Source organism: Thalassolituus maritimus (assembly GCF_900156675.1).
Classification (GTDB): domain Bacteria; phylum Pseudomonadota; class Gammaproteobacteria; order Pseudomonadales; family Oceanobacteraceae; genus Thalassolituus; species Thalassolituus maritimus.
The window spans coordinates 18,508-43,999 of sequence record NZ_FTOH01000008.1; the positions used below are offsets into that span (position 1 = coordinate 18,508).

The 25,492-nt window shown below is 50.8% G+C and carries 22 protein-coding genes; 13 read left to right on the plus strand and 9 right to left on the minus strand.

Translation table 11 applies throughout. From position 1 onward, the window contains the following. Positions 1–43: 43 nt before the first annotated feature. Together BW941_RS12990 and mrcB are read right to left on the minus strand one after the other, a co-directional pair. Complete coding sequence (locus BW941_RS12990) at positions 44–418, minus strand: tetratricopeptide repeat protein (RefSeq protein ID WP_076516739.1); 375 nt, start codon at positions 416–418, stop codon at positions 44–46. Further along, entirely contained in the window at positions 397–2,730 is a 2,334-nt protein-coding gene (gene mrcB / locus BW941_RS12995; RefSeq protein ID WP_076516742.1) for a penicillin-binding protein 1B, read from the minus strand. The genes BW941_RS12990 and mrcB overlap by 22 nt, the downstream gene beginning before the upstream one ends. Before the next feature lie 276 nt (positions 2,731–3,006). Here mrcB and glnE point away from each other — a divergent pair, with 276 nt between their 5' ends. After that, positions 3,007–5,922, plus strand: a complete 2,916-nt coding sequence (gene glnE / locus BW941_RS13000) for a bifunctional [glutamate--ammonia ligase]-adenylyl-L-tyrosine phosphorylase/[glutamate--ammonia-ligase] adenylyltransferase (protein WP_245820105.1) — start codon at positions 3,007–3,009, stop codon at positions 5,920–5,922. A 90-nt stretch (positions 5,923–6,012) separates the two neighbouring features. Further along, the gene (locus BW941_RS13005; RefSeq protein ID WP_076516744.1) at positions 6,013–6,930 is read left to right on the plus strand and encodes a branched-chain amino acid transaminase; all 918 of its coding nucleotides are present in this window, start codon (positions 6,013–6,015) and stop codon (positions 6,928–6,930) included. Between the two features lie 83 nt (positions 6,931–7,013). Here the strand turns inward: BW941_RS13005 and BW941_RS13010 are convergent, their stop codons facing one another. Then, positions 7,014–7,937, minus strand: a complete 924-nt coding sequence (locus BW941_RS13010) for a hypothetical protein (RefSeq protein WP_076516747.1) — start codon at positions 7,935–7,937, stop codon at positions 7,014–7,016. Between the two features lie 321 nt (positions 7,938–8,258). Between BW941_RS13010 and BW941_RS13015 the strand changes: the two genes are divergently transcribed. Next, on the plus strand, positions 8,259–9,572 hold the full coding sequence (locus BW941_RS13015) for an acetyl-CoA hydrolase/transferase family protein (protein WP_076516749.1): 1,314 nt from the start codon (positions 8,259–8,261) through the stop codon (positions 9,570–9,572). Positions 9,573–9,597: 25 nt separating this feature from the next. Here BW941_RS13015 and BW941_RS18055 read toward each other — a convergent pair whose 3' ends face one another. The 3 genes from BW941_RS18055 to BW941_RS13025 all read right to left on the minus strand — a co-directional run bounded on the left by BW941_RS18055 (position 9,598) and on the right by BW941_RS13025 (position 12,636). After that, complete coding sequence (locus BW941_RS18055) at positions 9,598–9,732, minus strand: hypothetical protein (protein WP_273091841.1); 135 nt, start codon at positions 9,730–9,732, stop codon at positions 9,598–9,600. 109 nt (positions 9,733–9,841) lie between these two features. Next, complete coding sequence (locus BW941_RS13020) at positions 9,842–11,767, minus strand: DNA topoisomerase III (RefSeq protein WP_076516751.1); 1,926 nt, start codon at positions 11,765–11,767, stop codon at positions 9,842–9,844. Between the two features lie 92 nt (positions 11,768–11,859). Beyond that, positions 11,860–12,636, minus strand: coding sequence for a glutathione S-transferase family protein (locus tag BW941_RS13025; RefSeq protein ID WP_076516753.1), 777 nt, complete (start codon positions 12,634–12,636; stop codon positions 11,860–11,862). Between the two features lie 177 nt (positions 12,637–12,813). Between BW941_RS13025 and BW941_RS13030 the strand changes: the two genes are divergently transcribed. From BW941_RS13030 to BW941_RS13075, 10 genes are all read left to right on the plus strand, one after another. Further along, the gene (locus tag BW941_RS13030; protein WP_076516756.1) at positions 12,814–13,809 is read left to right on the plus strand and encodes an ArsR/SmtB family transcription factor; all 996 of its coding nucleotides are present in this window, start codon (positions 12,814–12,816) and stop codon (positions 13,807–13,809) included. A gap of 24 nt (positions 13,810–13,833) precedes the next feature. Next, positions 13,834–15,045, plus strand: coding sequence for a methionine adenosyltransferase (gene metK, locus BW941_RS13035; RefSeq protein ID WP_076516758.1), 1,212 nt, complete (start codon positions 13,834–13,836; stop codon positions 15,043–15,045). A gap of 75 nt (positions 15,046–15,120) precedes the next feature. Next, positions 15,121–16,503 carry an adenosylhomocysteinase gene (gene ahcY, locus BW941_RS13040; protein ID WP_076516761.1) on the plus strand — a complete coding sequence of 461 codons (1,383 nt, stop codon included), beginning with the start codon at positions 15,121–15,123 and terminating at the stop codon, positions 16,501–16,503. 128 nt (positions 16,504–16,631) lie between these two features. Next, positions 16,632–17,456, plus strand: coding sequence for a methylenetetrahydrofolate reductase [NAD(P)H] (gene metF, locus BW941_RS13045; protein WP_076516763.1), 825 nt, complete (start codon positions 16,632–16,634; stop codon positions 17,454–17,456). A 12-nt stretch (positions 17,457–17,468) separates the two neighbouring features. Then, positions 17,469–18,554: a polysialyltransferase family glycosyltransferase gene (locus tag BW941_RS13050; protein WP_076516765.1), complete on the plus strand. Its 1,086-nt coding sequence runs from the start codon at positions 17,469–17,471 to the stop codon at positions 18,552–18,554. Between the two features lie 151 nt (positions 18,555–18,705). After that, positions 18,706–19,317 carry a YrbL family protein gene (locus BW941_RS13055; RefSeq protein ID WP_076516767.1) on the plus strand — a complete coding sequence of 204 codons (612 nt, stop codon included), beginning with the start codon at positions 18,706–18,708 and terminating at the stop codon, positions 19,315–19,317. Between the two features lie 66 nt (positions 19,318–19,383). Then, complete coding sequence (locus BW941_RS13060; RefSeq protein WP_076516769.1) at positions 19,384–20,253, plus strand: glycosyltransferase family 2 protein; 870 nt, start codon at positions 19,384–19,386, stop codon at positions 20,251–20,253. Between the two features lie 105 nt (positions 20,254–20,358). After that, on the plus strand, positions 20,359–21,033 hold the full coding sequence (locus tag BW941_RS13065; protein ID WP_139325846.1) for a hypothetical protein: 675 nt from the start codon (positions 20,359–20,361) through the stop codon (positions 21,031–21,033). Between the two features lie 157 nt (positions 21,034–21,190). Beyond that, entirely contained in the window at positions 21,191–21,721 is a 531-nt protein-coding gene (locus tag BW941_RS13070) for a protein kinase family protein (RefSeq protein ID WP_139325847.1), read from the plus strand. 23 nt (positions 21,722–21,744) lie between these two features. Further along, a complete protein-coding gene (locus BW941_RS13075; RefSeq protein ID WP_076516775.1) occupies positions 21,745–22,764 on the plus strand; it encodes a polysialyltransferase family glycosyltransferase in 1,020 nt (339 codons plus the stop codon). Here the strand turns inward: BW941_RS13075 and BW941_RS13080 are convergent. The 3 genes from BW941_RS13080 to BW941_RS13090 all read right to left on the minus strand — a co-directional run bounded on the left by BW941_RS13080 (position 22,723) and on the right by BW941_RS13090 (position 25,486). Beyond that, positions 22,723–23,847, minus strand: coding sequence for an O-antigen ligase family protein (locus BW941_RS13080; RefSeq protein ID WP_076516777.1), 1,125 nt, complete (start codon positions 23,845–23,847; stop codon positions 22,723–22,725). The genes BW941_RS13075 and BW941_RS13080 overlap by 42 nt on opposite strands. Before the next feature lie 180 nt (positions 23,848–24,027). Continuing rightward, complete coding sequence (locus tag BW941_RS13085) at positions 24,028–24,507, minus strand: chemotaxis protein CheW (protein WP_076516779.1); 480 nt, start codon at positions 24,505–24,507, stop codon at positions 24,028–24,030. Continuing rightward, positions 24,476–25,486 (minus strand): chemotaxis protein CheB, encoded by a 1,011-nt coding sequence (locus BW941_RS13090; protein WP_139325848.1) that lies wholly within the window; start codon positions 25,484–25,486, stop codon positions 24,476–24,478. The genes BW941_RS13085 and BW941_RS13090 overlap by 32 nt, the downstream gene beginning before the upstream one ends. Positions 25,487–25,492: the final 6 nt, after the last annotated feature.

The window sequence follows — 25,492 nt, forward strand, 5'->3', positions numbered from 1 at the left end:
CTCTCACACCATAAAAAACGGCCACTATTATGTGGCCGTTTCTTTATAACTGAAATTCCAGCTCGTAGAGGAGATAACTCAGCATTTCATCCTCTTCGTCAGCAAAGACACGGGCTCTTTCCAGTAATTGACGAGCGCGTGCATTGTCGCCCGCCGCTGCGTATGTTTTCGCCTGACGGTAGAGCACATAGGGATTTCTCGGCTCAATGCGTCGTGCCTGATCAAGGTACGTCAGCGCTGCGCTCCAGTTGCCTGCCTTAGCTGCATCATCTGCCTGACCAAACAACATTTTTACGGCGGGATGATCAGTACCACCCTGATACTGTCCGTAGTTTTCCGTGGGGCCATCCTGCGTTGATGTGCTCGCACACGCCGTTAGAAAGCCAACTACTGCGATCAAAACAATCGTTCGAACCATGAGCGAATCCCTTTACCAATACTCTGAACCCCGGATTCGCAGGCAAGTCGTTCTTTTGTCTGCCACGATGCGGGAAAGTTATATACCTTACCAGAACATCCGTCTTCGAGTAATTGACCCTGAGGGTTCACCGGGATCTCAACCAGACTGCGCGAAGGCGTCAGCGGCTCAGTCCCCATCCGCCTGAACGATTCCTGCCAGATGGGCAGTGCGCCACTGCTGCCGGTAAATGGCATAGGTCCGTTGTCATCCATGCCCACCCAGATCACGCCGAGATGGCGATTGTCGAAGCCGGCGTACCATGCATCCCGCTGCTCGTCACTCGTGCCCGTCTTACCTGCAAGCGGTTGCGGCAGGTCATTAAGCCGTCGGGCGGTGCCTTCGCTCACGACGGCCTTGAGGCCTGACGTGAGCCACTCCATCGTCACCGGGTCATATACCTGCTGACCACGAATTGCATAAGAGGAAAGCATATCTCCCTCTGCGGTCGTCACTGCATCAATGGTGCGCAACGGCATCAAGAAACCCTCGGAGGCAATCGTCTGGTACATCTGGGTCATTTCGAAGGGAGACAGGGACATAGCGCCCAGCAACAAGGACGGATAAGGAGGCAGATCATCCCGGATACCTAAGCGGACCAGTTCATCCACGACCTTATCCAGACCAACCGTCATTCCTAAGCGTGCCGTCGCCTGATTCAGAGAGCGCTGCAGGGTCTCCTGCATCGGCAGCATTCCGTGACTTTTCTTATCGTAATTCTGAGGCTGCCAGAGACTCCCATCCTGCCCCTCTACCGTGACCGGACTGTCATCAATCAGGGTGCCCCAGTGATACTCACCGCTACGTAATGCAGCTAAATAAACCGCAGGTTTAGCGAGTGAGCCAACCGCTCTCTTCGCATTCAATGCACGGTTAAAACCAAAGAAAGACGCGTCACGTCCACCGAGTAATGCGCGAATTTCACCACCATCGACGCTGGTGATCACGGCTGCCGTTTCCAGCTTGCCTTTAAGTCGCGGAGAGCGTGCTTCTAGTGACGAGAGATGCGCTTCAGCCGAACTTTCAACCGCGCTCTGAACCCAGGGATCAAGCGTTGTAAATATACGCAAGCCCTCTGATTGCAAATCCTGCAAACGATAATCCTGCTGCAATTGCTGTTTAGCCAATTCAAGAAACGCGGGATATTCGCGTTGCCCAGCACGTTTGGGGGAGGCAGTTAATAATGGGGTGCGTTTGGCGCGCAGGCTTTCCGCTTCAGTAATGACCTGATTCTCTGCCATCAGGCCAAGAATCAAATCCCGGCGATCTTTCGAGCGCTGAGGGTTTCGGCGAGGATTATAATAAGACGCCCCTTTTACCAATCCGACCAGAGTCGCAATCTCTGCGTTGTCGAGCTCTCGCAAAGGTTTGCCGAAATAGAAACGCGAGGCCAGACCAAAACCGTGAATACTGCGACGCCCGGACTGCCCAAGATAAACTTCGTTGATGTAGGCCTCGAGAATTTCCTCTTTGTCGTAATGCAGCTCAAGCAGCAACGACATAAAGGCTTCCTGAATCTTGCGGCTCAGAGATCGTTCATTGGTCAGAAAAAAGTTCTTTACCAACTGCTGAGTTAGAGTTGAGCCACCCTGTACCATACGTCCAGCATTGACGTTCGCAACCATGGCCCGGGCAATGCCTGTGGGAGAAATTCCCCAGTGTTCAAAGAAGCGTCTATCTTCAGTAATGATCAATGCCGCCACGAGCACCGGCGGAACATCTTCCAGGCGGACCAGTTCGCGATCTTCGTTGTGCACCGGAAAAATACCACCAATGTACTGAGGCTCAAGACGCACCAGAGCCTGAGCATTCTTCTCATCAGAGACCTTTTCGACACGCCCGGAGGATAGTGTTACGTCAATAACCCGACTTGGCTCAGGGCCATCCCAGAAGGGAAAGCCGCGCCGATAAATACGCCAGGTATTCCCCGTTCTCTGATAAGTACCCGGCCGGTCGACGGCCGTACTCTGCCTGTAGTCCGACCACTGCAATTCGGCCTGAAGCTGCTGTGGCGACAGCAGTAACCCCGGATAAAGAGCGAGTGGACGCGCGTATACCTTCGCTGGGAGAGCCCACTTCTTACCATCAAATGCCCGGCGCACTTCGGCATCCAGATAAATCATCCAGGCACCGAAAATCACCAGCGATACGGAGAACAACCCTAAGAGGGTCGCTTTCCAGCGCCGCTGCTTTCCAGCGACAGGTTTTTTAGCCGCTTCCTTCTTTGCTGCTGACTTTTTTACTGTTGTTTTTTTGGTAGGTTTCCCTGACATCCGTTCGAAAGCTCCGGTAAAACGTACAATCGCAAAATGTGGCGATGATATCTGATGACAAATGAAAAACTGCGAATAGGCCTGACAAAAGACAGTTAAAGAGGCTATATCGACCCTGCCGACAGTATCGGGTTCCCGAATGCGGCTGTCTATTCCTGTAATCAACCTGGTCCTATAATTACCCTGCTTATGTGATCGCTGTTCACAGACACACATTACCCGCTACAGTTAACTCACAGACAATTACCCAGACAACCGGCAAGGCAACATAGGTTTATGAATATGCTCCCCAATGCACTTCTATCCCACTGGCAGGCAACAGAGCCTCAACTCGTCTCTCTGGCAGAGCGAATGGGACTGCAATGGCAGGAGTTTTTCACCGGTTTAACTCCCGAACATCAGACGGCGCTGCAAACCGTTCTGACTCTGAGCGACTTTGTCGCCGACGCTTTCCCGCGTGACCATGAACATCTATGTAACGCCATTACTGGAGGTTCCATCGACGCTCAGATCAACAGTGAAAAGTTAAACGAATGGCTTGATACTTTGGCCCGGGGTGCTGAGTCTGAAGATGACTGGCACGCCGCACTGCGCAAACTGCGGCGCCGCGCCATGGTACATATCATATGGCGGGATGCATTGAAAAAAGCCAGCACTCTGGAGACGACACGAGCTCTTTCTCAGCTCGCAGATGTCTGCGTCATCCGTAGTATCCAGTTCCTGTCGCCGTTACTTGAATCCCGTCATGGCCAGCCTGTCGGTAAAGAATCCGGCGAACAACAGCATCTTCTTGTCATAGGCATGGGGAAGCTGGGCGGCTGGGAGCTCAACCTCAGCTCAGATATCGATCTTATTTTTGCTTATCCCGAGAGTGGCAACACGACTGGTCCGAAGGTCATTAGCAACCAGGAATTCTTTATTAAGCTCGGCCAGAAGCTGATTCAGGCACTCGACAAGCAAACCGTCGATGGCTTTGTTTTCCGCACTGATATGCGCCTGCGCCCCTACGGTCAGAGTGGCCCTCTGGTGATGAACTTTGCCTCTATCGACGAGTATTACCAAAGCCAGGGGCGCGACTGGGAGCGCTACGCCATGGTGAAAGCCCGGGTAATGACGGGCGAAGACAGTCCGGAGGCACAGGAGCTGCTCGATATTTTACGGCCGTTCACCTACCGGGTTTATGTTGATTTCAGTGCTTTCGAGTCGCTGCGTTCAATGAAGGCCATGATCAATGCTGAAGTACGCAGACGCGGACTTAATAACAATGTGAAGCTGGGCCCGGGCGGCATCCGCGAAGTCGAATTTATCGTACAGGCATTTCAGCTGATTCGTGGCGGCCAGGAAAAACATCTTCAGATACGTGAACTCGTCGATGTGCTGGATATTCTCGCCGCAGAGGGCTATCTGCCGTCCGGTGCTACCGAAGAGCTGAAAAGCGCTTACTTCTTCCTGCGTGATACCGAACACGCCATTCAGAGCTTACGCGATGAGCAGACGCAGGAACTACCCACAGACCCAACCGATCAGGCACGCATAGCAGTCTCAATGCAATGCGACGACTGGGAAGCCTTCATTACCTTACTGAATCAGCACCGAAGCATTGTCAGCCATCACTTTGCTCAGATTGTGGCTCATGACGACGAGCAGGATAACAAAGAAGCCGACCACGTCTGGCTCGACCTCTGGCATGGAGAATTGAACGAAGAGGCCGCCAGAGATTTCCTTGAACAGCATCCGTGCGCCGGCGAATCCGCAGTGCGCCAGCGCATCGATACCTTCCGTGAATCACGCCCGGTAACCAACATGCAGCAGATAGGCCGCGAGCGCCTTGAAGCACTGATGCCTTCGTTACTGGAACAGGTCTGGGCGCAAGACAACACCGAAGAAACACTTGAACGAGTGATTCCACTGCTTGAAGCCGTTCTTCGGCGTACAGCCTATCTTGTTCTGCTCAGTGAAAACCCGCAGGCACTGGAGCAATTGATTAAGCTCTGTTCCGCATCGAGTTGGGTCGCAGAATACATCACCCGAACGCCGCTTCTGCTCGATGAGCTTCTTGTACCGGAGACTCTCTACCGACTGCCCGACCAGAGTGAGCTGCAGGAAGAACTGCATCTCCGTTTATTGCGGATCGAAGCCGATGATCTCGAACAGCAGATGGAGCAGATGCGCCAGTTTGTGCGCGCTCACAAACTCAGGGCGGCGGCCTGCGAAGTGATGAACAGACTGCCTCTGATGAAGATCAGCGATTACCTCACCCGCCTTGCAGAAACCACCATGACCATGGTTCAGAATCTGGCCTTCGAGCAGATGGTCGCCAAATATGGCTATCCGACTGACGCGAATAAAGAGCCGGTATATACGCCCGAGTTTCTTATCGTAGGTTACGGCAAGGTGGGTGGTCTTGAGTTGAGCTACAGCTCAGACCTTGATCTGGTCTTTATCCATCACGGTCACCCGGGAGGCTACACCACAGGCGAACGCAGCCTGGATAACGGCGTATTTTATACCCGTATGGGTCAGCGCATGGTTCACTTCTGCAGCACTCAGACCCGCTCCGGCGATCTCTACGAAGTCGACCTGCGTCTGCGCCCATCTGGCAACTCAGGAATGATCGTCGCGTCGCTGAAAGCGTTTAAGGAATATCAGCAGAATCATGCCTGGACCTGGGAGCATCAGGCACTGGTCCGCGCACGCGTAATCTGTGGGTCCAGTGAGCTGTCCGCAAGCTTTAATGACATCCGTCAGGAAATCCTGACATCACAGCGAGATATTCCTGAACTGCGCGAAGAAGTGCGAGCCATGCGGCAAAAAATGAGGGATAATCTCGGCTCTAAAGATACGAACGGCCAGCAGTTTCACCTGAAACAGGATGAAGGGGGTATTGTTGACATCGAGTTTCTGGTTCAATATGGCGTACTGGCCTGGTCACACCAGCACCCTGAGCTTACTCAGGTCACCGATAACATGCGGTTGCTGGATGCCTTAACGAAGGCCGGTCTGATGGCTCCAAAAGACTGTCAGACCCTGCAGGAAACCTACCTGTCCTACCGAGCCGAAACTCACCGGCGTGCATTGCAGAAACAATCCCTGCTCCTCGAGAGCGACTCAGTGTCGGCACTCGGATTTGATGCACGGCGTAATGATGTGACCCGACTGTGGAAACTCTGGCTTGAACCCGAGCAGTCATAACCACTGCAAGGCAAGCGCAGACTGCTGAACGTTTACTGAATTACCGAATACAACATTACATTTACGAGTGAGGTCCTTATGCTACCTTCCATGTCTGACCGTGATGGTCTGATCTGGCTTGACGGAGAGTTAGTCGACTGGCGCGATGCCAAAGTTCACGTACTGACTCACACCCTACATTACGGTATGGGCGTCTTTGAAGGTGTGCGGGCTTATGAAACTGATCAGGGCGCGGCGATTTTCCGTCTGCAGGAACACACCGACCGCCTGTTCCGCTCCGCACACATTCTGAATATGAAACTGCCTTACACGCGCGAAGAGCTGAACGAAGCTCAGCGTGCTGCAGTACGTGAAAACAACCTCGACAGTGCTTATATCCGCCCAATGGCGTTTTACGGCTCTGAAGGCATGGGCCTGCGTGCTGACAACCTGAAAGTTCATGTTATGGTTGCCGCCTGGGAATGGCCAGCATACATGGGTGAAGAAGCCAAAACTCAGGGCATTAAAATCCGTACCTCCAGCTACACCCGCCACCACGTGAATATCACCATGTGTAAAGCGAAGGCGAACGGCAACTACATCAACTCAATGCTGGCTCTGCGTGAAGCCATCGACAGCGGTTGTGAAGAAGCCCTGCTTCTGGATAACGAAGGCTACGTAGCTGAGGGCTCAGGCGAGAACTTCTTCCTGGTTCGTGGTGGCATTATTTACACGCCGGAACTGACCTCATGCCTGGATGGTATTACCCGTAAGACCATTATCGAAATGGCTCAGTCTCTGGGTTATGAAGTACGCGAAAAACGCATTACCCGTGACGAAGTCTACGTTGCTGACGAAGCCTTCTTCACTGGCACCGCAGCAGAAGTACTGCCAATTCAGTCTCTGGATGGTCGCATTATCGGTAAGGGTTGTCGTGGCCCAGTCACCGAAAAACTGCAGACCATGTACTTTGATACTGTGACGGGCAAGAACCCATTCAATGCTGAATGGATTACTCCTTGTAAATAATTTCCCTGATTTTATTTTCAAATGAGTGAAATAAAAAACCCCGGATTAACCGGGGTTTTTTTATGCTCTGAGACTTTCTGCATTTACAGTTTTACCTGCCCTTCACGAAAATCTATTTCGGTAACACACTGACTAAATTCGCCAGAAGAAAATGTCCGGGTCTGAGTGGCGTTACCCGAGACAACGCCCGTCGTAGAATTAGTATCCAGCGTCAACGAGAAATTTTCTGTCACAGAGCCAAGATCCAGCGTCTGCTCACTACTGAAGGCATTTCCGTCGACACTGGTAAAGTTAAGAGTTTCATCAGGGTCGGAGATATACCCCTCTGCCCAGTTAATTATCCAGTAGGTTTGCTGTACGTAAGCCCCTTCCGGAGAGCTATCACAAAGGGTAGAACCACGCCGTTCATGAGTGACAAAATACTCAGTATCAGTCAGGCCTAAAGAAGCCCGGTTTGGCTCGGTCAGTAGAAGTGTAAACTGCCCTCCTTCTGCAAGCGTTGAGACCGTTAATGTATAGGTACGCCCTGCATCGACATCCATCAACAGCACTTCGTAGGAGTTTGAATTTTCGCTCTGTTCGCTATTCAGAGAATTGTCACTGACCTCGAGATCAAGGTTCGGGGCTTCAGTACTACTGAGTACAATGAGCACCTCACGATCCACCAGCGGCGTGTAAGTCAGTTCAAATTCAGACGCAGTATCCGCAACGCCGGGAAGAGCGGTTCCAGTAACGCGTGAGTTAATCACAATGGCATCGTTATCTGTAACAGAGAGTTCTGAGACAGAGGGTTCTGCTTCAGGACCACGAAGCCCAGGTGCAAATGTGATGTCGATGGTGGCCGTTTCTTCTGAGGTTCCTACATCAATAAAACCACCTGAGCTGCCATCACTCCCGCCTCCGCAAGCAACCAGCGCGAAAGTCGCTGCACCCAGCGTTAAACTGGCGTTAAAACCCCGCAATCTCTGTATCGTGGTCTTAATGTCTGAAACCCTGATACCCGGCATGCACACTCTCCAGTGACTGCACTTGATGATTCAATAACATATCAGGCTCTTTCTGAGCGATCTGTAAATTATGTGTGAACTCCTTGGCATGAGCGCTCATTCTTCCGCGATCACCCCCGGTGCTGGCTGAGGTGATTCTCAATCCCCGGGTAGAATTTGCGAGCATGGGCGACGTCATAGGCTGTGGTTCTTCTGTTATTTGACAAGAATGTAGTCTGATTTCACCTCAAGACTGCTCACGATCAGCCTTCCGACATCACGATGGTGTAATAAAGAAGGAGGATGTTTGCTTCAACTCACTTATCAGGCCTGGAGGGAGTCATGCAATGGCGTAAAGAATATGATGAAAAACGATTATTACCTGGGGATGCCGTTGGTCTGCTGAAAGACAGTACTAACCTTATTCTGGGCATGAGCGTCGCTATGCCCCCTGCCTTACTGAAAGCCCTTGGTGAGGCCTTTGCGAAAGATCAGCTGCCTCCACTCAATATCTATTACATGCACGGCACCGAAGCTCTGGCAGACTCCCTGTTGAAAAATGAGCTCGAAGGTAAATTCACACCCAGATGTCTGTTTTTGAGCAGTCACGACCGTAAAGCCATCGCTGGCCTTCAGAATCCGCATTGGGTTGAGTTTGTTCCATGTGCCTTTCATCAGGTAGGCCGCCTGTTAACCCAGCAGACCGAGCCTGATTGCTTTATGGTGACGGTATCTCCTATGGATAAACACGGGTACTTCAGCCTGGGTACCAATGCGGATTATGGTGCTTCGGTTATCCGTAAAGCCAGGAAAGTCATCGTTGAAGTAAATCCCAATATGCCTCGCACCTTTGGTGAGTGCTCTGTACATATCTCAGAGGTTGATGCTCTTATCGAGTCTGATAGAGCTCTTTCTGAGGTGACCGAACCTGAGCCGTCTGAAACCGATCAACTGATCGCCCGCCAGGTCGCAGAATACATTCAGGATGGCGATACGTTACAGATGGGCGTCGGGGGTGTACCCGCAGCCGTCGCCCGCCTGCTAGGGTCACACAAAAATTTGGGGCTACACAGTGAACTGTTTTCTCCAGCAATCGCTGCTCTTATCCAGAAAGGCGTTATCAATGGTCGGGAAAAGCGGTTGATGCAGCATAAGCATGTCTACACCCTCGCCATCGGTGACCGTGCCATGTACGACTTTATGGACGACAACCCATCCGTAGTTGGTTACCCGGCATCATGGGTCAATAACCCTTCAGTCATTCGCAAAAACCCGAACATGGTCTCGGTCAACTCAGCCATAGAGGTTGATATCACAGGCCAGATCAACGCCGAGTCCATAAAGGGCACACCGTTTTCTGGCACCGGAGGTCAACTTGATTTCGTCCGTGGTGCTTTTGCTTCCCACCGCGGCCGTTCCTTTATTGCACTGCATTCGACCGCACGAAAAGGGACTCTGAGCCGCATTGTTCCAGAGCTGTCAGGCGGCTGCGTGACTGACACAAGAATGGACGCCCACTTTGTCGTCACCGAGTTTGGCTGTGTGGACCTGAAAGGCTTGTCTCTTCCACAACGTACGAGGGCTCTGATCGAACTATCACACCCCGCTTTCAGAGCTGAACTGGAGGAAAACGCGCGTAATCGCCGGTTGATCTGAGATCATAGCAACCGACAGATGAAACTTACTTCTTATGTTTCAGTAAGCAGACCTGATCGCCGTAATAGTTGTCGGCGTAGTTGCAGGTTACTGAGGCTTTTTGATCCAGAGTTTTCACATTGGCGTAAGAATTTTTAATTACATTTATAAAATTTTTCATTACTTATTCCTTGGGTCGTAATCTGTGGAGATGTGATCAAATTACACAACACAAAGATAAGGATTAAATTGATAGTATTTCTCAGCCTGATAGAAAATTACTAATATGCCTATCGGCCAGATTTCGCAACGCCTTTCTTCCTTCGCCGATACGTCGCTTTTCGGGGGCTTTTCTGGCCAGTTTGTGTACCCGATCTCATCACGGGCATAGTCGCTGACCTTGCTGCTTCCACCAGCTCAATTAACCGATCGCTCAGAGGCTGCATAAAGCCTTGGTAGCTTCCTTCGCCTTCGCAGATATCGTTCAGCTGGCGTTCCCAATAGGCAGTCATATCCGGCTGCGAGCAGGCGTCCGGAAGAACTGATATCAATTGCCGTCCTGTCTCTGTTGCCTGAATCTGCTTACCCTGTCGCTGCAGAAATTTACGCTTAAACAGCAGCTCTATGATGCTCGCCCGTGTGGCCTCAGTGCCAAGCCCGTCCGTATCTTTCAGGACCTTACGTAGCTCCGGGTCTTTAACGTAGCGGGCAATCCCGGTCATGGCCGCGAGCAAGGTTGCATCTGTGTAATGCTTCGGTGGTTCAGTATGCTTCTCTTCCAGCTTAGGCTCACCGCTCCATAAGGCCTGACCTGCCACCAGATCAGGTAATGGCGGCGATGTTTTTTCACGCGCAGGCATTAACGCTTTCCAGCCGGCTGCCAAGGTGATCCGTTCACGGGCAATGAACCGACCACCAGCAATTTCAAGCTCAATGAGGGTGTCAGAATACTGAAAGGCACCACAAAACTGCATTAAATACTGGCGGGCTATTAACCGATAAATCTTTTTCTCTGCATCATTTAAGTTACCCGAGTATTTTTTAGATGTCGGAATAATCGCATGGTGTGCGCCGACTTTTTTGTCATTAAATGCGGCTGACTTTCTGGATTCATCAGTATGCTTCAGCATGTCGCCAGCATCTGCAATGACAGTCTGGATAGCCGCAGAGACTTGCGGCATTTCCCTGTGATGTGCAACGGGTATATAACGGCAGTCTGATCTTGGATAGGTTATCAATTGGTATTTTTCATACAGGCTCTGACAAACATCCAGTACCGTTTTCGCTGCCATACCGAAGGCTTTTGCGGCGTCGATCTGTAGAGAGGACAGGTTGTAGGGCAAAGGTGCATTTTGCTTGCCCGGTTTTTTATCAAATGCTTTTACCTGCGCTGGCTGCTGACGAATCCGGTCGATCACGTTCTTAGCAAGATTCGGATTCAGTACCCGCCCCTCGTCATCCTGATGCGGCCGACATGCCTCGCTAGGCTGCCACTTAGCGAAAAAGCTGGGAGGCTGCTCAGCACTCAGGTGCATGGCAGCATAAACCTCGTAAAAGGGCTTACTGACGAAGTCGCGGATCTCTTTATCGCGCCGGACGACTAACCCGAGAACCGGTGTCTGTACCCGTCCAACAGACAGTACGCCGCGATTACCCGCCTGCTGTCCTTTGATCGTCCAGGCGCGTGTGAGATTAATTCCGTATAACCAGTCTGCCCGGCTACGAGCCAATGCAGAAACAGATAAGGGAATAAACTCGCTGTTGCTACGCAGCTCGCCCAGAGCACGCTTGATTGCCGATGGATTCAGGTCACTGACCAGTAAGCGTTGGGCATTACGGCGTTTGGTCTGTGGCGTTTTCAGGTAATCAATCACCTCATCCACTAACAGCTGGCCTTCACGATCCGGGTCTCCGGCATGAACTAACTGATCAGCTTCTTTTACCAGCTTACGTAAAACACTCAGTTGCTTCCGGGTTTTGGGCTTCGGCTGGAGCTGCCACTCTTCAGGCGAAATAGGTAGGTGATCAAGTTGCCACTTTTTGTAGAGTGGATTGTAGGCTTCTGGGTCTGCCTGCTCCAATAGATGCCCGATACACCAACTGACGACGTCACCATTGGCGGCACGGATGCAGCCTTCTTCTTTTTTGTGTGGACGAGGAAGGACCTCGGCGATAGCGCGGGCAAGGCTGGGTTTTTCGGCGATGAAGAGGCGCATGATGGCGAACGCTCAAACTGTATAAACAGCCAGTAGTTAACCATCATGCCAGTGCGTTAGCAAACAGAGTGTTAACGCGAAAGATTTTAACGTCAGGCAGCCACTGGAGGCTTAGCCCAGATAACGCCTCGGTGCTTCGCGTATATCTCTCTGACCCACTTAAGCGCTGGACTATCAGCCCACTGCTGGGCAGGACCGGCCATTTTTTCCCGAAATTCGGCTGTACCGTAGATAGGATGTTCCTCCGGGCACGCCAGCGGAGCCAGCAAAGAAGCCGCGGTGATATCAGCAACCGTCAGTTGATCCCCTACCAGATATTGCCCGTGCTGAATGCGCTCTTCCAACCAGCGGATTTCTGCATCGATTTTCTGTTCTGCACGGGCGACGTCTTTCTTATTAATTTTCAGCTTAACTTTGAAGGCAGGTTTGATCACTGGATAAAAAGCCCGAACGAAGACCTCTTCCCACGGCTTAGCGAATTGCGTCCAGATGTCTTTGATCAGGGCATCGTGAGCAAACCCTGGAAGGTACAGATAGCGGGCCACCGGCTTTCCTATCTCATCAAAGCGCTGCTGAATCGCAACAATTTCTTGCTCATGTTGCGCAGGTAAGGTTTTCAGTGGGCCATATTCGTTATTCAGCCAATTCACAATTCTCGGACTGTCCTGCACACAGGTAGTAGCACGCTGAACCAAAGGAACCGTAGTTTCTGCGCGCTTACCTTTAATCAGCATTGGCAGAGTGTGCACTGCCGGTGTCAGTGCAACCTCGTTGTACTCAATGCCCTCATAATCCAGCAGCCAGCGAATCTTTTCGCTGTAGTGCGACATGTTGATCGTAAAAAGAGTAAGCGGTGTATTGATCGTCATCGAGTCATCCTGATGTACGTGGCATTAATTTCTATACAGGTGTCAATAATACAAGGTTGCTCAGATCCAAACAGGTCGGATGTGGACGAAGTACGACCTCCATGACCCATTACAAAGGGATACAGATCTATATCAAAAAAAATTGATATAGGGTTTAAAATCACTATACTGGCAACCATGAATGATCTGACTCCCGATGATTTAACCTTAGCCAGACTGGCTCAGGCGTCCAAAGCCGCCGGAGATCCTCTGCGTATGGGAGTCATGAAACTGCTCGGACAAGGCGCATTCGGTGTGCTGGAGCTTTGCCAGATATTCGACATCAAGCAATCGAGTATGAGCCATCACCTGAAGGTGCTGTCTCAGGCGGGGTTAGTCAGTAGTCAACGCGAAGGCAACAGTATCTTTTACCGTCGCCCTCTGAACACGGGTGATGACGTCTTCAGCCATTGGCTCCGCAGTCTGTTCCGTGCAATGGATGCCACACATGATGATATTGATCTCAGTCATGCGGTATCGGGTGTGCTGGCCGAACGGGCAGAGGCGTGTGCCAGCTTTTTTGCGCGCCACGCTGATGATTTTCGCGAGCAACAGGATCTGATCGCCTCTTATGAGCAGTACGGTGAAGCGCTGGCGACCATTCTTGACTCATTGGGCTACGTGACAGGCCGGGATGTGAATAGTGGCTACGCTTTGGAGATTGGTCCTGGCGAAGGGGCTTTCCTGCAGCCACTGAGTAAGCGATTCGAAGGCGTTACCGGCCTCGACATATCGCCGGACTTGCTCTCAAGAGCAGAAACTTTCTGTGAGAAAGAACAACTGAACAACGTGACTTTAGTACAGGGCGACACCCGAGCGCTCCTTGAGTCAGTAGAAACGCTTGGCAGCTACGGCTTCGCCGTCGCTAATATGGTGCTGCACCATGTGCCGTCACCTAAGAATATTTTTAACGATGTCGCCCAGCTTCTGCATTCGGGCGGTACGTTTTTGGTTACCGACCTCTGTCGCCATGAACAGGTGTGGGCGCGAGAGTCTTGCGGTGATTTATGGCTTGGTTTTGAGCCTGCCGATCTCAGCCAATGGGCTGCAGACGCCGGGCTGAAGGAAGGACAAAGCCAGTATTCCGGTTTAAGGAACGGATTTCAGATCCAGTTCCGATTGTTTCATGCCTGAGGGCATTTATTTGAGGAGTCGCAGATGAGCGAATATTCAATTTTTACGTCAGAGTCCGTCTCTGAAGGCCACCCAGACAAAGTTGCCGACCAGATTTCTGATGCGGTTCTGGACGCCATCATTGCCCGCGATCCCTACGCGCGTGTTGCAGTAGAGACACTGGTTAAAACCGGTATGGCCGTGGTGGCTGGCGAGCTGACAACTTCATGCTACGTCGACCTCGAAGACATCGTTCGTGATGTGATCACCGGTATCGGCTACAACAGCTCCGATGTGGGCTTCGATGGTGCAACCTGTGCAGTCCTGAACGGCATTGGTAAGCAGTCTGTGGATATCAACATGGGTGTTGACCGTGCTAAGCCTGAAGATCAGGGTGCAGGCGATCAGGGCCTGATGTTTGGTTACGCCACCAACGAAACGCCGAACCTGATGCCAGCGCCTGTGTACTACGCACACCTGCTGGTTCAGCGTCAGTCTGAGCTGCGTCGTAACGGCACGCTGCCCTGGTTGCGCCCGGATGCCAAATCTCAGGTCACTATTAACTGGGAAGGCGACTCGCCAAAAGTTGATGCTGTCGTTCTGTCGACTCAGCACGACCCAAGTATCAGTCTGGAAGAACTGCGCGCTGAAGTACTGGAACACATCATTAAGCCAGTACTGCCAGCAGAGTGGCTGCACGAAGGTACTCTGTACCACATCAACCCAACCGGTAACTTTGTGATCGGTGGCCCTGTGGGTGATGCGGGCCTGACTGGCCGTAAGATTATCATTGATACCTACGGCGGCATGGCGCGTCACGGTGGTGGTGCCTTCTCTGGCAAAGATCCATCAAAAGTTGACCGTTCTGCGGCGTACATGGGCCGTTATGTTGCCAAAAACATCGTTGCTGCGGGTCTGGCCGACCGTTGTGAAATTCAGGTGTCTTACGCGATTGGTGTCGCTGAACCGACGTCTATTTCAGCGAATACCTTCGGCACCGGCAAGATCAGCGACCAGGCCCTCGCCAAGGTGATCCGCGAAGTTTTCGACCTGCGTCCTTACGCTATCCAGAACCAGCTGGAACTGCTGAACCCTATGTATCAGGCGACAGCGGCATACGGTCACTTTGGTCGTGAACCGTTCGAAATGACATATGAGTACAAAGATAACGGCGAGAAAAAGAGCAAAACCTTCACTGCGTTCACCTGGGAACGTACTGACAAGGTTGATGCACTGAAAGCCGCTGCGGGCGTTTAATCTCGCACTAAATCTCAAATTTATTTTCAGGTCGCTGGTATTCCCCGGCGACCGTAACAGCAAAAGGGCAAAAAGATGACCCAGTTTACTGATTACAAAGTTGCAGATATGAGCCTCGCCGACTGGGGCCGTAAAGAAATCAAAATCGCCGAAGACGAAATGCCAGCACTGATGGCACTGCGTCGTAAGTACAGTGACTCTAAGCCACTTGCGGGCGCAAAAATCATGGGCTGTATCCACATGACCATTCAGACCGCGGTTCTGATTGAGACTCTGGTGGATCTGGGCGCTGAAGTCCGTTGGTCATCTTGCAACATTTTCTCGACTCAGGATCACGCTGCTGCAGCCATCGCCGCTGCAGGTATCCCGGTCTTCGCGTGGAAAGGTGAAACTGAAGAAGAATTCCTGTGGTGCATCAAACAGACCATTCTGGCAGAGAAAGATACTGATACCGTCTGGGATGCCAACATGATCCTCGACGACGGCGGCGACTTGACCGAGATGGTTCACAACGATTTTCCAGAGATGCTGAACAGCATTCACGGTATTTCTGAAGAAACCACCACGGGTGTACATCGCCTGCTGGAAATGATGAAAGAAGGCACCCTTAAAGTCCCTGCGATCAACGTAAATGACGCCGTGACTAAGTCGAAGAACGACAACAAGTACGGTTGCCGTCACTCTCTGAACGATGCTATCAAGCGTGGTACCGACCACCTGCTTTCAGGTAAAAAGGCGCTGGTCATCGGTTATGGTGACGTGGGTAAAGGCTCTGCCGCGTCTCTGCGTCAGGAAGGCATGATCGTTAAAGTAACTGAAATCGATCCTATCTGTGCTATGCAGGCTTGCATGGACGGCTTTGAAGTCGTGTCTCCGTATATTAATGGCGAAAACAAAGGCACACTGGAATCTGTCGACGGCGATCTGCTGGGTAAAACCGACCTGATCGTAACGACGACCGGTAACGTGAACGTGTGCGACAAGTTCATGCTGCAGAAGCTGAAGAGCGGCGCGGTCGTCTGTAACATCGGTCACTTCGACAACGAAATCGACACCGCATATATGCGAGAGAACTGGGAATGGGACGAGATCAAGCCACAGGTTCACAAGGTATATCGCGACAAAACGACTGACAATCACCTTCTGCTCCTGTCAGAAGGCCGCCTGGTTAACCTGGGCAATGCCACAGGTCACCCATCACGTATCATGGACGGCTCATTCGCCAACCAGGTACTTGCTCAGATCTACCTGTATGAGCGTAAATTCGCCGACATGATGGAAGCCGAGAAGAAAGAAAGCATCTACGTGAAAGTGCTGCCGAAAAAGCTCGACGAAGAAGTTGCGAAAGACATGGTCGAAGGCTTTGGCGGTGTAATCACTAAGCTGACGCCAGCGCAGGCTAAGTACATCGACGTCGATGTGGATGGCCCGTACAAGCCAGAAGCTTATAAGTATTAATGGTTAGCAGGAGCTAGCTGCATCGCCAGCTAACGCTCCTAAAGCTGTAATACGTGCGAAGCAAATAGCCAAGAACAAGACACTAGGTAGCGGCAAACACCGCCTCTATCGGATCAAGAGAAGTTAAGATGACGACCTTAAGTTTTGAATTTTTCCCGACCAAAACCGAGGAAGGGACAGAAAAACTCCTGAAAGTGCGCGACGAACTCGCTGCCTTTAACCCAGAGTTTTTCTCGGTGACCTACGGTGCCGGTGGTTCTACCCGCGACCGCACCTACGCCATCGTCAAAGCCATTCAGGAGCGCGGTATTGCTGCAGCCCCTCACCTGTCGTGCGTGGGTGACAGCAAAGACGATCTGCGCTCACTGCTGAATGAATACAAGGACCTCGGCATCGATCGCATCGTTACACTCCGCGGCGACCTGCCAAGCGGAGCCGGTCTCGCCAGCAGCGAGCTGCGCTACGCCAACGAACTGGTCGAGTTCATCCGCGAAGAAACCGGCGATCACTTCACTCTTGAGGTCGCGGCTTACCCAGAGATGCACCCTCAGGCGACTAGCTTCGAACAAGACCTCGAACACTTCGTCAACAAAGTGAAGGCCGGTGCAGACAGCGCGATCACTCAGTACTTCTTCAACGCCGACAGCTACTTCAACTTCGTTGATCGTGTGCGTGATATGGGTGTCGACATCCCGATCATCCCGGGCATCATGCCGATCACCAACTACAGCAAACTGGCTCGCTTCTCTGATGCCTGTGGCGCTGAGATCCCGCGCTGGATCCGCAAGCAACTGGAAGCCTATGGTGACAACAACGAATCTATCCAGCAGTTTGGCGAAGAGGTGGTAACGGAAATGTGCCATCGCCTGTTAGAAGGCGGTGCACCGGGTATCCACTTCTATACCCTCAACCAGTCTGAAGCCAGCCTGCGTGTGTGGCGTAATTTGGTTTAATCGGACACACCCATGTCTCAGCAACTCTTTCTGGCATCGACACCCTTACATATTCTGAATTCGGTGGCGATCGCCAGTCAGACGCCCAGCACCCCTGCATGCCTGTGGTTGATTGATCAACCTATCGTAGAAAACAACCCTTACTTCGATCTCATTAAAAGCTGGCATAACTCGCCGTTCAGTGAAGTGCGCATCAGTCAGGGTCATATCAAAGGCACCAAAGCGAAACTGGCAAACCGTAAACACGTATTTGCGGAAATTGAGCAATGGGTCACGCGGAACGAACCAGGACAACTCTTCACTGGGAATGATCGACGTATTGAGTTTCAGTACGCAATGCATTGCGCGACGTCCAAACGCAGTGACGTGCAAGGCATCTACATGGATGAAGGCACGTTCACATATGTAGGACGCGAGGCTTCAGCCAGCTTTTCAGATCGTATTGTTGATAACTGGCTGAAAAAACTGACGTACGGCTTCTGGTGGAAGAATCCACCGACCATCGGTGCATCCCAATGGATTTCAGACGTCTATGCAGCTTTCCCTGATCTGGTTCACCCGTTACTGGCACGAAAGAAGCTCCATCCTCTTCAGCCTGCCCACACTGACAACCCTACAGTACGGGACTTCTGCTCACTTCTGGTCGAGCACTTCGGCGCTGATCCGCAGACATTGAAAGATCTCGGTGCAGTGCTTACGCTCCCTCATGAGTCGATTATCACTAAGTTAGATGGCTATCGGGATGCGATGGATTCTGTGATGGCAGAGATAATCAACGAGGGCAGAAAGGTCGGCGTCAAGTACCATCCTCGCAACACTAATCCAGATATTCTACAGGCTGAAAACCGGGCTGGCGCCTATGTCATTCCCCATCGAATACCGTTTGAAGCGATCCTCCCTCTACTCCCCCCTGAAACCACAATCATCGGCGATCTGTCTTCAACACTGATCAATGGGCGCTGGCTGCGTCCCGACGCGCAGATCATATCGATTAAAAATCCAGAGGCACCTCTCGCCAGCGAGTTTGAGCACTTTTTTTCTCGGATTGGCGTGACCAGCGTTGCTGCCAATGAAGTATCTCAGGGAACACCACCCTAAGCCTGATACATATTGCGACCAAGCCCGTGAATTGGCCTATTAGCTCTCTATTGTGCCGCTGAGGGAATAGTCAATTGGCCTACAAAAACTGGAACCCAATACACAAAACAATGACAATAGAGTGACAACCGTAAAGATTAAGGGTACCTCTATGGATATTATCGATCTGTCCAAGGCAGAATTGATAGGCCAGGGGCGAGACCGAGATTGCTATCGCCACCCGCTCATCAATAATCAGTGCATCAAGGTGTCACGCAAGCCACAAAAGCAAACACGTCGTGAGAGAGCATATTTTGCCTATCTGCTAAAGCAAGGCGTAGATACGTCGAAGTTGGCGCACTACCTGGGTACTATCAAGACGAGCCGCGGAGAAGGCGCGGCCTGCGAGCTGATGTTAAACGATAACGGAGAAGTAGCCTCCACCCTGTCAAACGCCGTGCGAAATAAAGAGTTTCCCGAAAACACGATCAGAGCCCTTATGGATGAGCTCCGTGAATACCTGCTGGAGCAACAGATCTGCGTTCGGGATCTCAGCCCTAACAACATCATGTGCCAGGTCCAGAATGGTCATCCGCGTTTAGTTATCGTTGATGGAGTCAGCAACCCGGGGGTAAACCCCCTAAACATCCGGATTCCAGCGCTATCACGATACTTTATTAACAAGTCCTGGAAGTCACTCGAAAAAAAGTTCGCGGCACTGTCAAACGGGGCTATTGAGAAAGCCGGTAACAATGCATGCATGGCTGTCCCAGATGCAGCGTAGTTGATGACGTGTACATAAATTAATCTCTGAGATATGATTGGGCGCTTTACGCGAACGGTCATTTCTATGCATCTGTCGATGAATCTGCTCATTAAAAATGAAGCAGACATTATTGCTGAAAACATCCGGGTCCACGCCGCCTTAGGTGTGGATAGTTTCGTTGTTATGGATAACGGATCGACAGATGGCACCCTGGAAATCGTTCGTGCACTCGCCAATACCCTGCCAATTACAGTAATTGAGCGCCCTACTCTGGACTACCAACAAAGTAACTGGAAAACCGAGATGGCGAAGATGGCGCGAAAGGATTTTGGTGCTGACTGGACAATCGCCAACGATGCAGATGAGTTCTGGATACCGTCACCAGGGTGTAACCTGAAAGATGAGCTGACACAAACAGGGTCGATCATTCACTGCCAGCGCAAAAATATACTTTTCGAACGTGAAGCATTTGATCGTGGAGCAGATTTTTTCACACAGAACCTATGTGTCTCTTCGCCGATAAACTACCGGAAAGGTGGTGAAGTGGAAGAGGTCGAGCGATCCATTATGCTCGGAAATATCCACGGTAAAGTCATTGTCCGTAGCCCCGGCATGCTGAGAATCAAAGGTGGAAACCATAGAGCCTGGCACGCCTGGGGCTGGTTAAATCAGAAACAGTCAGAAAGAATTACGGTCTATCACTATCCGATCAGGTCCCGGGAGTCTTTTGTAGCAAACATTGAAAATCGCTCGGCATTACTGAAAAAAGGCGTATCGAAAATGGGGAACCATTACAGACGCTGGGTTAAGCTCCATGATTCAGGACAACTGGAACAGGAAATTGACCGTTTAACAGTCCCAAAAGAGAGAAAAAGCACGCTGCTTGACCTCGGTATCATTTGTGAAGATCCACACCCTACTAAGGTAATCACGCAAGCGCTGAACGCCAGCTGATTACATAAATATCACCCCGGTTCTATACCGGTCAGACTTTTAAAATAGCGATCCATGTATAACGTCGTCTGCTTAAAATGGGGCTCTAAGTACCCCGCTGAATTCGTGAATCGTCTGCATAATATGGTTCGCCGTAATACCACAGTGCCGATAAAGTTCTACTGCATCACAGACAACCCAGAGGGTCTCGATGAAGGAATAAACTTCCGCATGTTACCTGATCTTGGTATCAAGGGATGGTGGTATAAGCTGATGTTGTTTAAATCCGAACTCTTCGATATCTCAGGCACCACAATTTTCCTCGATCTGGATGTTGTGATCACCGCAAACATGGATGAGCTTTTCACTTATGAACCAGGCACATTCCGTATCATCAAAGACCTGAAAAAAGGTTTCAACAGCTCTGTATTCCGCCTGGAAATAGGTAGCCAGACAGAAGTCTGGGAACGCTTCTGGGAGAACAAAGAAAGTATTATTGAGCGACTTCACGGCGACCAGGACTGGATTGCAGAGGCCATTCCACAGCACATGAATGAATGGCCCCGCGAATGGGTGATCTCCTTCAAGAAGCAATGTAATGCACGGGCTAAGCGCACATGGGGAGCTATCGGCCGCATACTTCTTAAACTCGACATGTTTCCAACAACCAAAGGATATGCGCAACTACCGCAAGGCGCAAAAATCGTCATATTCCATGGAAAACCCGATCCTGTTGATGTTATGAACGGTCCATGGGGGGTATGGAAGGAAGCGCCCTGGATCAGAGAATACTGGAAATAGTAACGTGCTGACCAGAATACACAGAGACAACAGTAAGACACTTATACAGCACTTTTTACGAACCTCTGGCAATGCAGGACAGGGCCGCGAACTTACTCTGGGTGAAATCCTGCTCGACCATCATGTATCGACAGTAGGCATGCTCTCAGGGACATCAATGGTTCTGAAACTGGTGAAAGCGCGGACCTGGCATGAGCATGTTAAGGTTTTCTGGAAGCGAAGCAGAACCCATACTGAGTACACGGGTGCCCAGCTTCTACGGTCTATTGGGATTGGTGCTCCGGAAGTGTATGAGATGGGCATTTCTTTTCCAATCCCACGCAACGCCTTGTATATCGGCTATTACCTGATGGAAAATCTGACGGAATCAGGTTTACTCTCTCTCTCTGATATACAGAAGGATCTGAACGACCAGCAGGTCTCGCTTCTGACCGATCAGATTAGAATCACACTGCAAACGTTAAAACAGCATTCCGTTCTTTATTCAGACCTCCACCTTGATAATATTTTTTGTCATCCAGAAACCATGGAACTGAAGTTTATTGATACAGGGGCAAAGCGCTACAAGCGCCGTAAGGTGTTTGAAAAGAAACACCGCAAGGCTATCAGGAACCTGCTCAACAGCTTAGAATCTTCAAGCCTGAAAGGGACTGAGCTTGATCTTTATTGTCAAAGCATTAATAAGTAAGCAACCGGGCAACAGCAAAATCAATGAAGACACACGGCGACATCGCTTTATTTGTCATAGAGACGGAACTCCAGTATCTCGCGAGCCTGGAAATTATAAAAATAACGTCACCGGAACAGGTGATCGTTTTCTCTTACTCTGAATCTCTATCTCAGAAGCTCACAGCACGCGGTGTAGACCATACCTACCTCGACCGAGACTGGTCGGGTACGTTGCAAAAGATCATAAAGCTTAAACGGTGCCTGAGTTCCGTAGTCAACAAACTACGCTCAGCAAAACCTTTCTCACGAATACTGCTCCATACCCCCCGGATCGATCAGATTCACCAGAATCTGGTGATACACGCTCTTCAGCGCAATTTCAGTCAAGTGCCACTCAGACTCAGAATGGTTCCGGACGGCATTCTCAATACCATTGTTGAATCAACCGACGAAACCTCAAAAGTATCGCTGAGAACCAGATTACGATATCTGAAATATTTACCGTTCCCGGATCTCAAGTATCATTACTTTTCAGGCTGCCGCATTGGAATTGACGATCCTCTGTTTGATGTCTTGTATTCTTTTTCTGGCATTAAAACGAATTACCCGGAAGATAAGCTCAGGCATATCGATATTGCCATTGAACGCAGAGCTGAGCCTAAGAAGAAAAAGAAAGCCCTGGTTATCGGACAACGCCTTCTTGACCTCAATCTGGCAACAGCCCACGAAGTGACTACAATCAGTAACCGCCTCAAGCTTGAGGTCGAACGACTGAACGTCGACCAGGTTCACTACCTTGGCCACCCGAGATCAAGCAATCAGGAATTCAACAACGGCTACAAAGTTATTGAAGAAGATATTTTCTGTGCAGAAGAGTTATACAGCAAAACTCACTATTCATACGTTCTGGGCTGTACCTCGACCGCATTGATTAACGCAAAAATGCTGCTGTCAGACAGCGTAGTCATTTCAGTAGGCATGGATACGCTCTATCAGAATCGTACAGATAAGGGGAATGCCTTACGTTACACCTTTGAGTCCGCCGGTATCGTTGTGCTGTAACCAGACCAAGCACAGACTGGTCAAAAGTACGAACCGTGCGACCATAAAGTCTTTAAAAAACAGATCTACAGTTATTCCAGCAACCATAAAAGAGCTGACCACGAAAGCTAAGAAAAGCCCGCCCGAACGGATATTGAGTAGTGCTGCACTTATTAGCATCGCAAAAAGTGCCATGAGACTTACTAGTCCCAGGTACCCCATGGTAGCCAAAGATTGAAAATAAGCACTATGAGCCTGACTATAATAGCCTTTCGGAGCCCAGAGCCGAACACCGCAGCTCTCTGGCCAGTGATCCAGCTGCGCATATTTAAATGAACCAGTACCCGCTCCCAGAACAGGGAACTCGCTCACGATACACCCGCTCAACCTCCATAATTCGAGACGTTGCCCAAGAGAGCCCGAAGAATAGCCCCCTGCGAATGCCTTAGATAGCTCACTTTCAAGAGTGCTGAAGCGCCCTGTCTCTGAGATCGTAAAAGCTGCACCGACAAAACACGTGCCGAGCAGTGCAAGAACGAACCAGTTCTTTAATGAAAAAAGTAGATAACCACAAACACAAAAAGCCGCTAAAAGGGCTATGCCTGCACTGCTTCGTGTACCGCTTTTGTATGAGACATAAAAAGCCGCTAATGATCCTACGAGAGACAATCCTATAATTGGCCATTTACACTTTGCTGTATGGAGTTGCGTGCTGAGGATGAGTAATAGACCACCAATAAGCGCTGCATAATTACCGAACTCAACCGCATTCTCCGTAGCATCCCAGCGGCCATGAGTTCCCTCCCAAACCTCACTAAGGGCATATGTTCCTAAGGACAAACCGGCAAGAATTGTAATGAGTGAAATATGCCCACGTCTGAAGTTCAACGTCCTCATTGCAAGTACCAGAGGAATGATAGCAACTAGGGTAAGGTAAGGTTTCACCGAGCGAAAGGGCGCAGCCTCATATTCCCGAAACACCCATGAAAACACAGAAACAAGAGCGACCGAGCCCAGGCTCCCAGCCAGCCAACGATATCGATAGAGGTGTTTAAGAAAGTCCGCATCTCTGAACGCGATAACACAACTGAGCAGAATTGCCAACTGAAAAGCCAGAACCCCCGTTCCACGGTGCCATGGCTGAGCGGCAACACAAACCCCGAGAAGAACGAACAGCCAGAACCGAGTTTGCGTGACACCAGCCAGCAGAGCCTTTGAGGCAGATGGAAAATTAGGAAACAGAACGATATCTCTAAGGTAGCTAATACGTGATCAATCTGAATATCACAGAGTCGCCTGAACCTGAAGCTCGACGCTGTCCAGATCCGGAATCATCGCGGTAACACCTTCAAAGGTCACTGCGACCTTATCAAACTGTCCCATGCCCATGGCTTCAACTTCCTGAAGATCATTTTCGCCAACGTGCATTAAGCGAGGGATACCCTGCACAAGAATGGCATAGAAAGGCATCTGAGGGTTAGCATTTACCCCGTTGACGATAATAAAACGTGCATCCGGATTCGGTGCCGGTGCAGCCTGGCCACTCATCAGTTCGTAACACAGAGCCGGAACCAGGGTCCCACGCCAGTCCAGACGACCGAGAATCCAGTCTGTGCTGGCATTCGTTGTCAACAGGTGCGAAAACGGAATGACCTCCGCCACCGTAACGTTTGGCAGAATAAGATTGCGATCCTTTAACGGCACCAGCAGGCAATCGACCTGTTCAGGCTTATTATCCGCACTGGTGATCTGGTTTTCGCTCATAATTCTCTGTCCATTTCTCTTTCAAGTGTTCAACCAGCTTTAGCGCCAGCTGATACGAATCGCCTACGAAGGTTACTTTTCCAGTGTGTATCGCGCTTTCAGGCATGGAGGCATTACCGCAGCCTTCAGGGGCTTGAACCCAAATGTCTGTACCCTCTGGCAGCGCCGATATACTCTCAGCACCGTCGCTTCCCATGCCGCTGAAGAGGATGCAGCCGAACCGCTGTCGGGCGTGATTAAACACCACGTCGATAACACCATCAATAGACGGACCATAAGGGCCATCCCAAGGGCTAGTCCCAACACTGATACGGTCCAGACCGACAAGGTCGAAGGTCGTCGATACCGGCGCAATCAGTACTTCTCCTGCGGCCAAAACCGCAGCATTCTCAACATTTTTAAGTTGGTACGCAGAGTGTCTACCAACAGCCTGACACAATGCCTGCTCAAACCTTTGGTCAATATGCTGGGCATACACAAACGCAACAGGCAAACCTTCGGGCAGCACGTCGAGAAACTCTTTCACGGCCTCTGGCCCACCCAAAGAGGCGCCCAGAACAAATATATGCAAGGGCAGCTTGCGTGTGTCATCCGCAAATACTGCTGGAAGCAGAATCTCTCTGTGTTGTTTCTGCGCCCATGGCACCTGGCTGACTTCAGCCGCAGGCGCCGGAGTATCCGTGAGATCCCTTAGCTTAGTCAGCAGCTTCTTTTCCCAACGTAAGAAGCTGGTGCAATTGTTATCCGGTGCGTCATCCATACCGACGAGAACAGGCGCTTCTCCGTCCAGTAAAGAATCAAAGCTCTCGCCGCAGACTTCATCGTCGTCGCGAACAGTGACTAACCAAGCATCTGCCTGAGTCTCCCTGATCAACGCCAGGGTCATTCTCGCGGCAGGTACATTCAGTACTACCTCAAACCCAAGCCGCTCCAGTGACTCCGCCAATATGCGTTGCTGCAAAAGGTCGCTGTTAATCACAGCGAC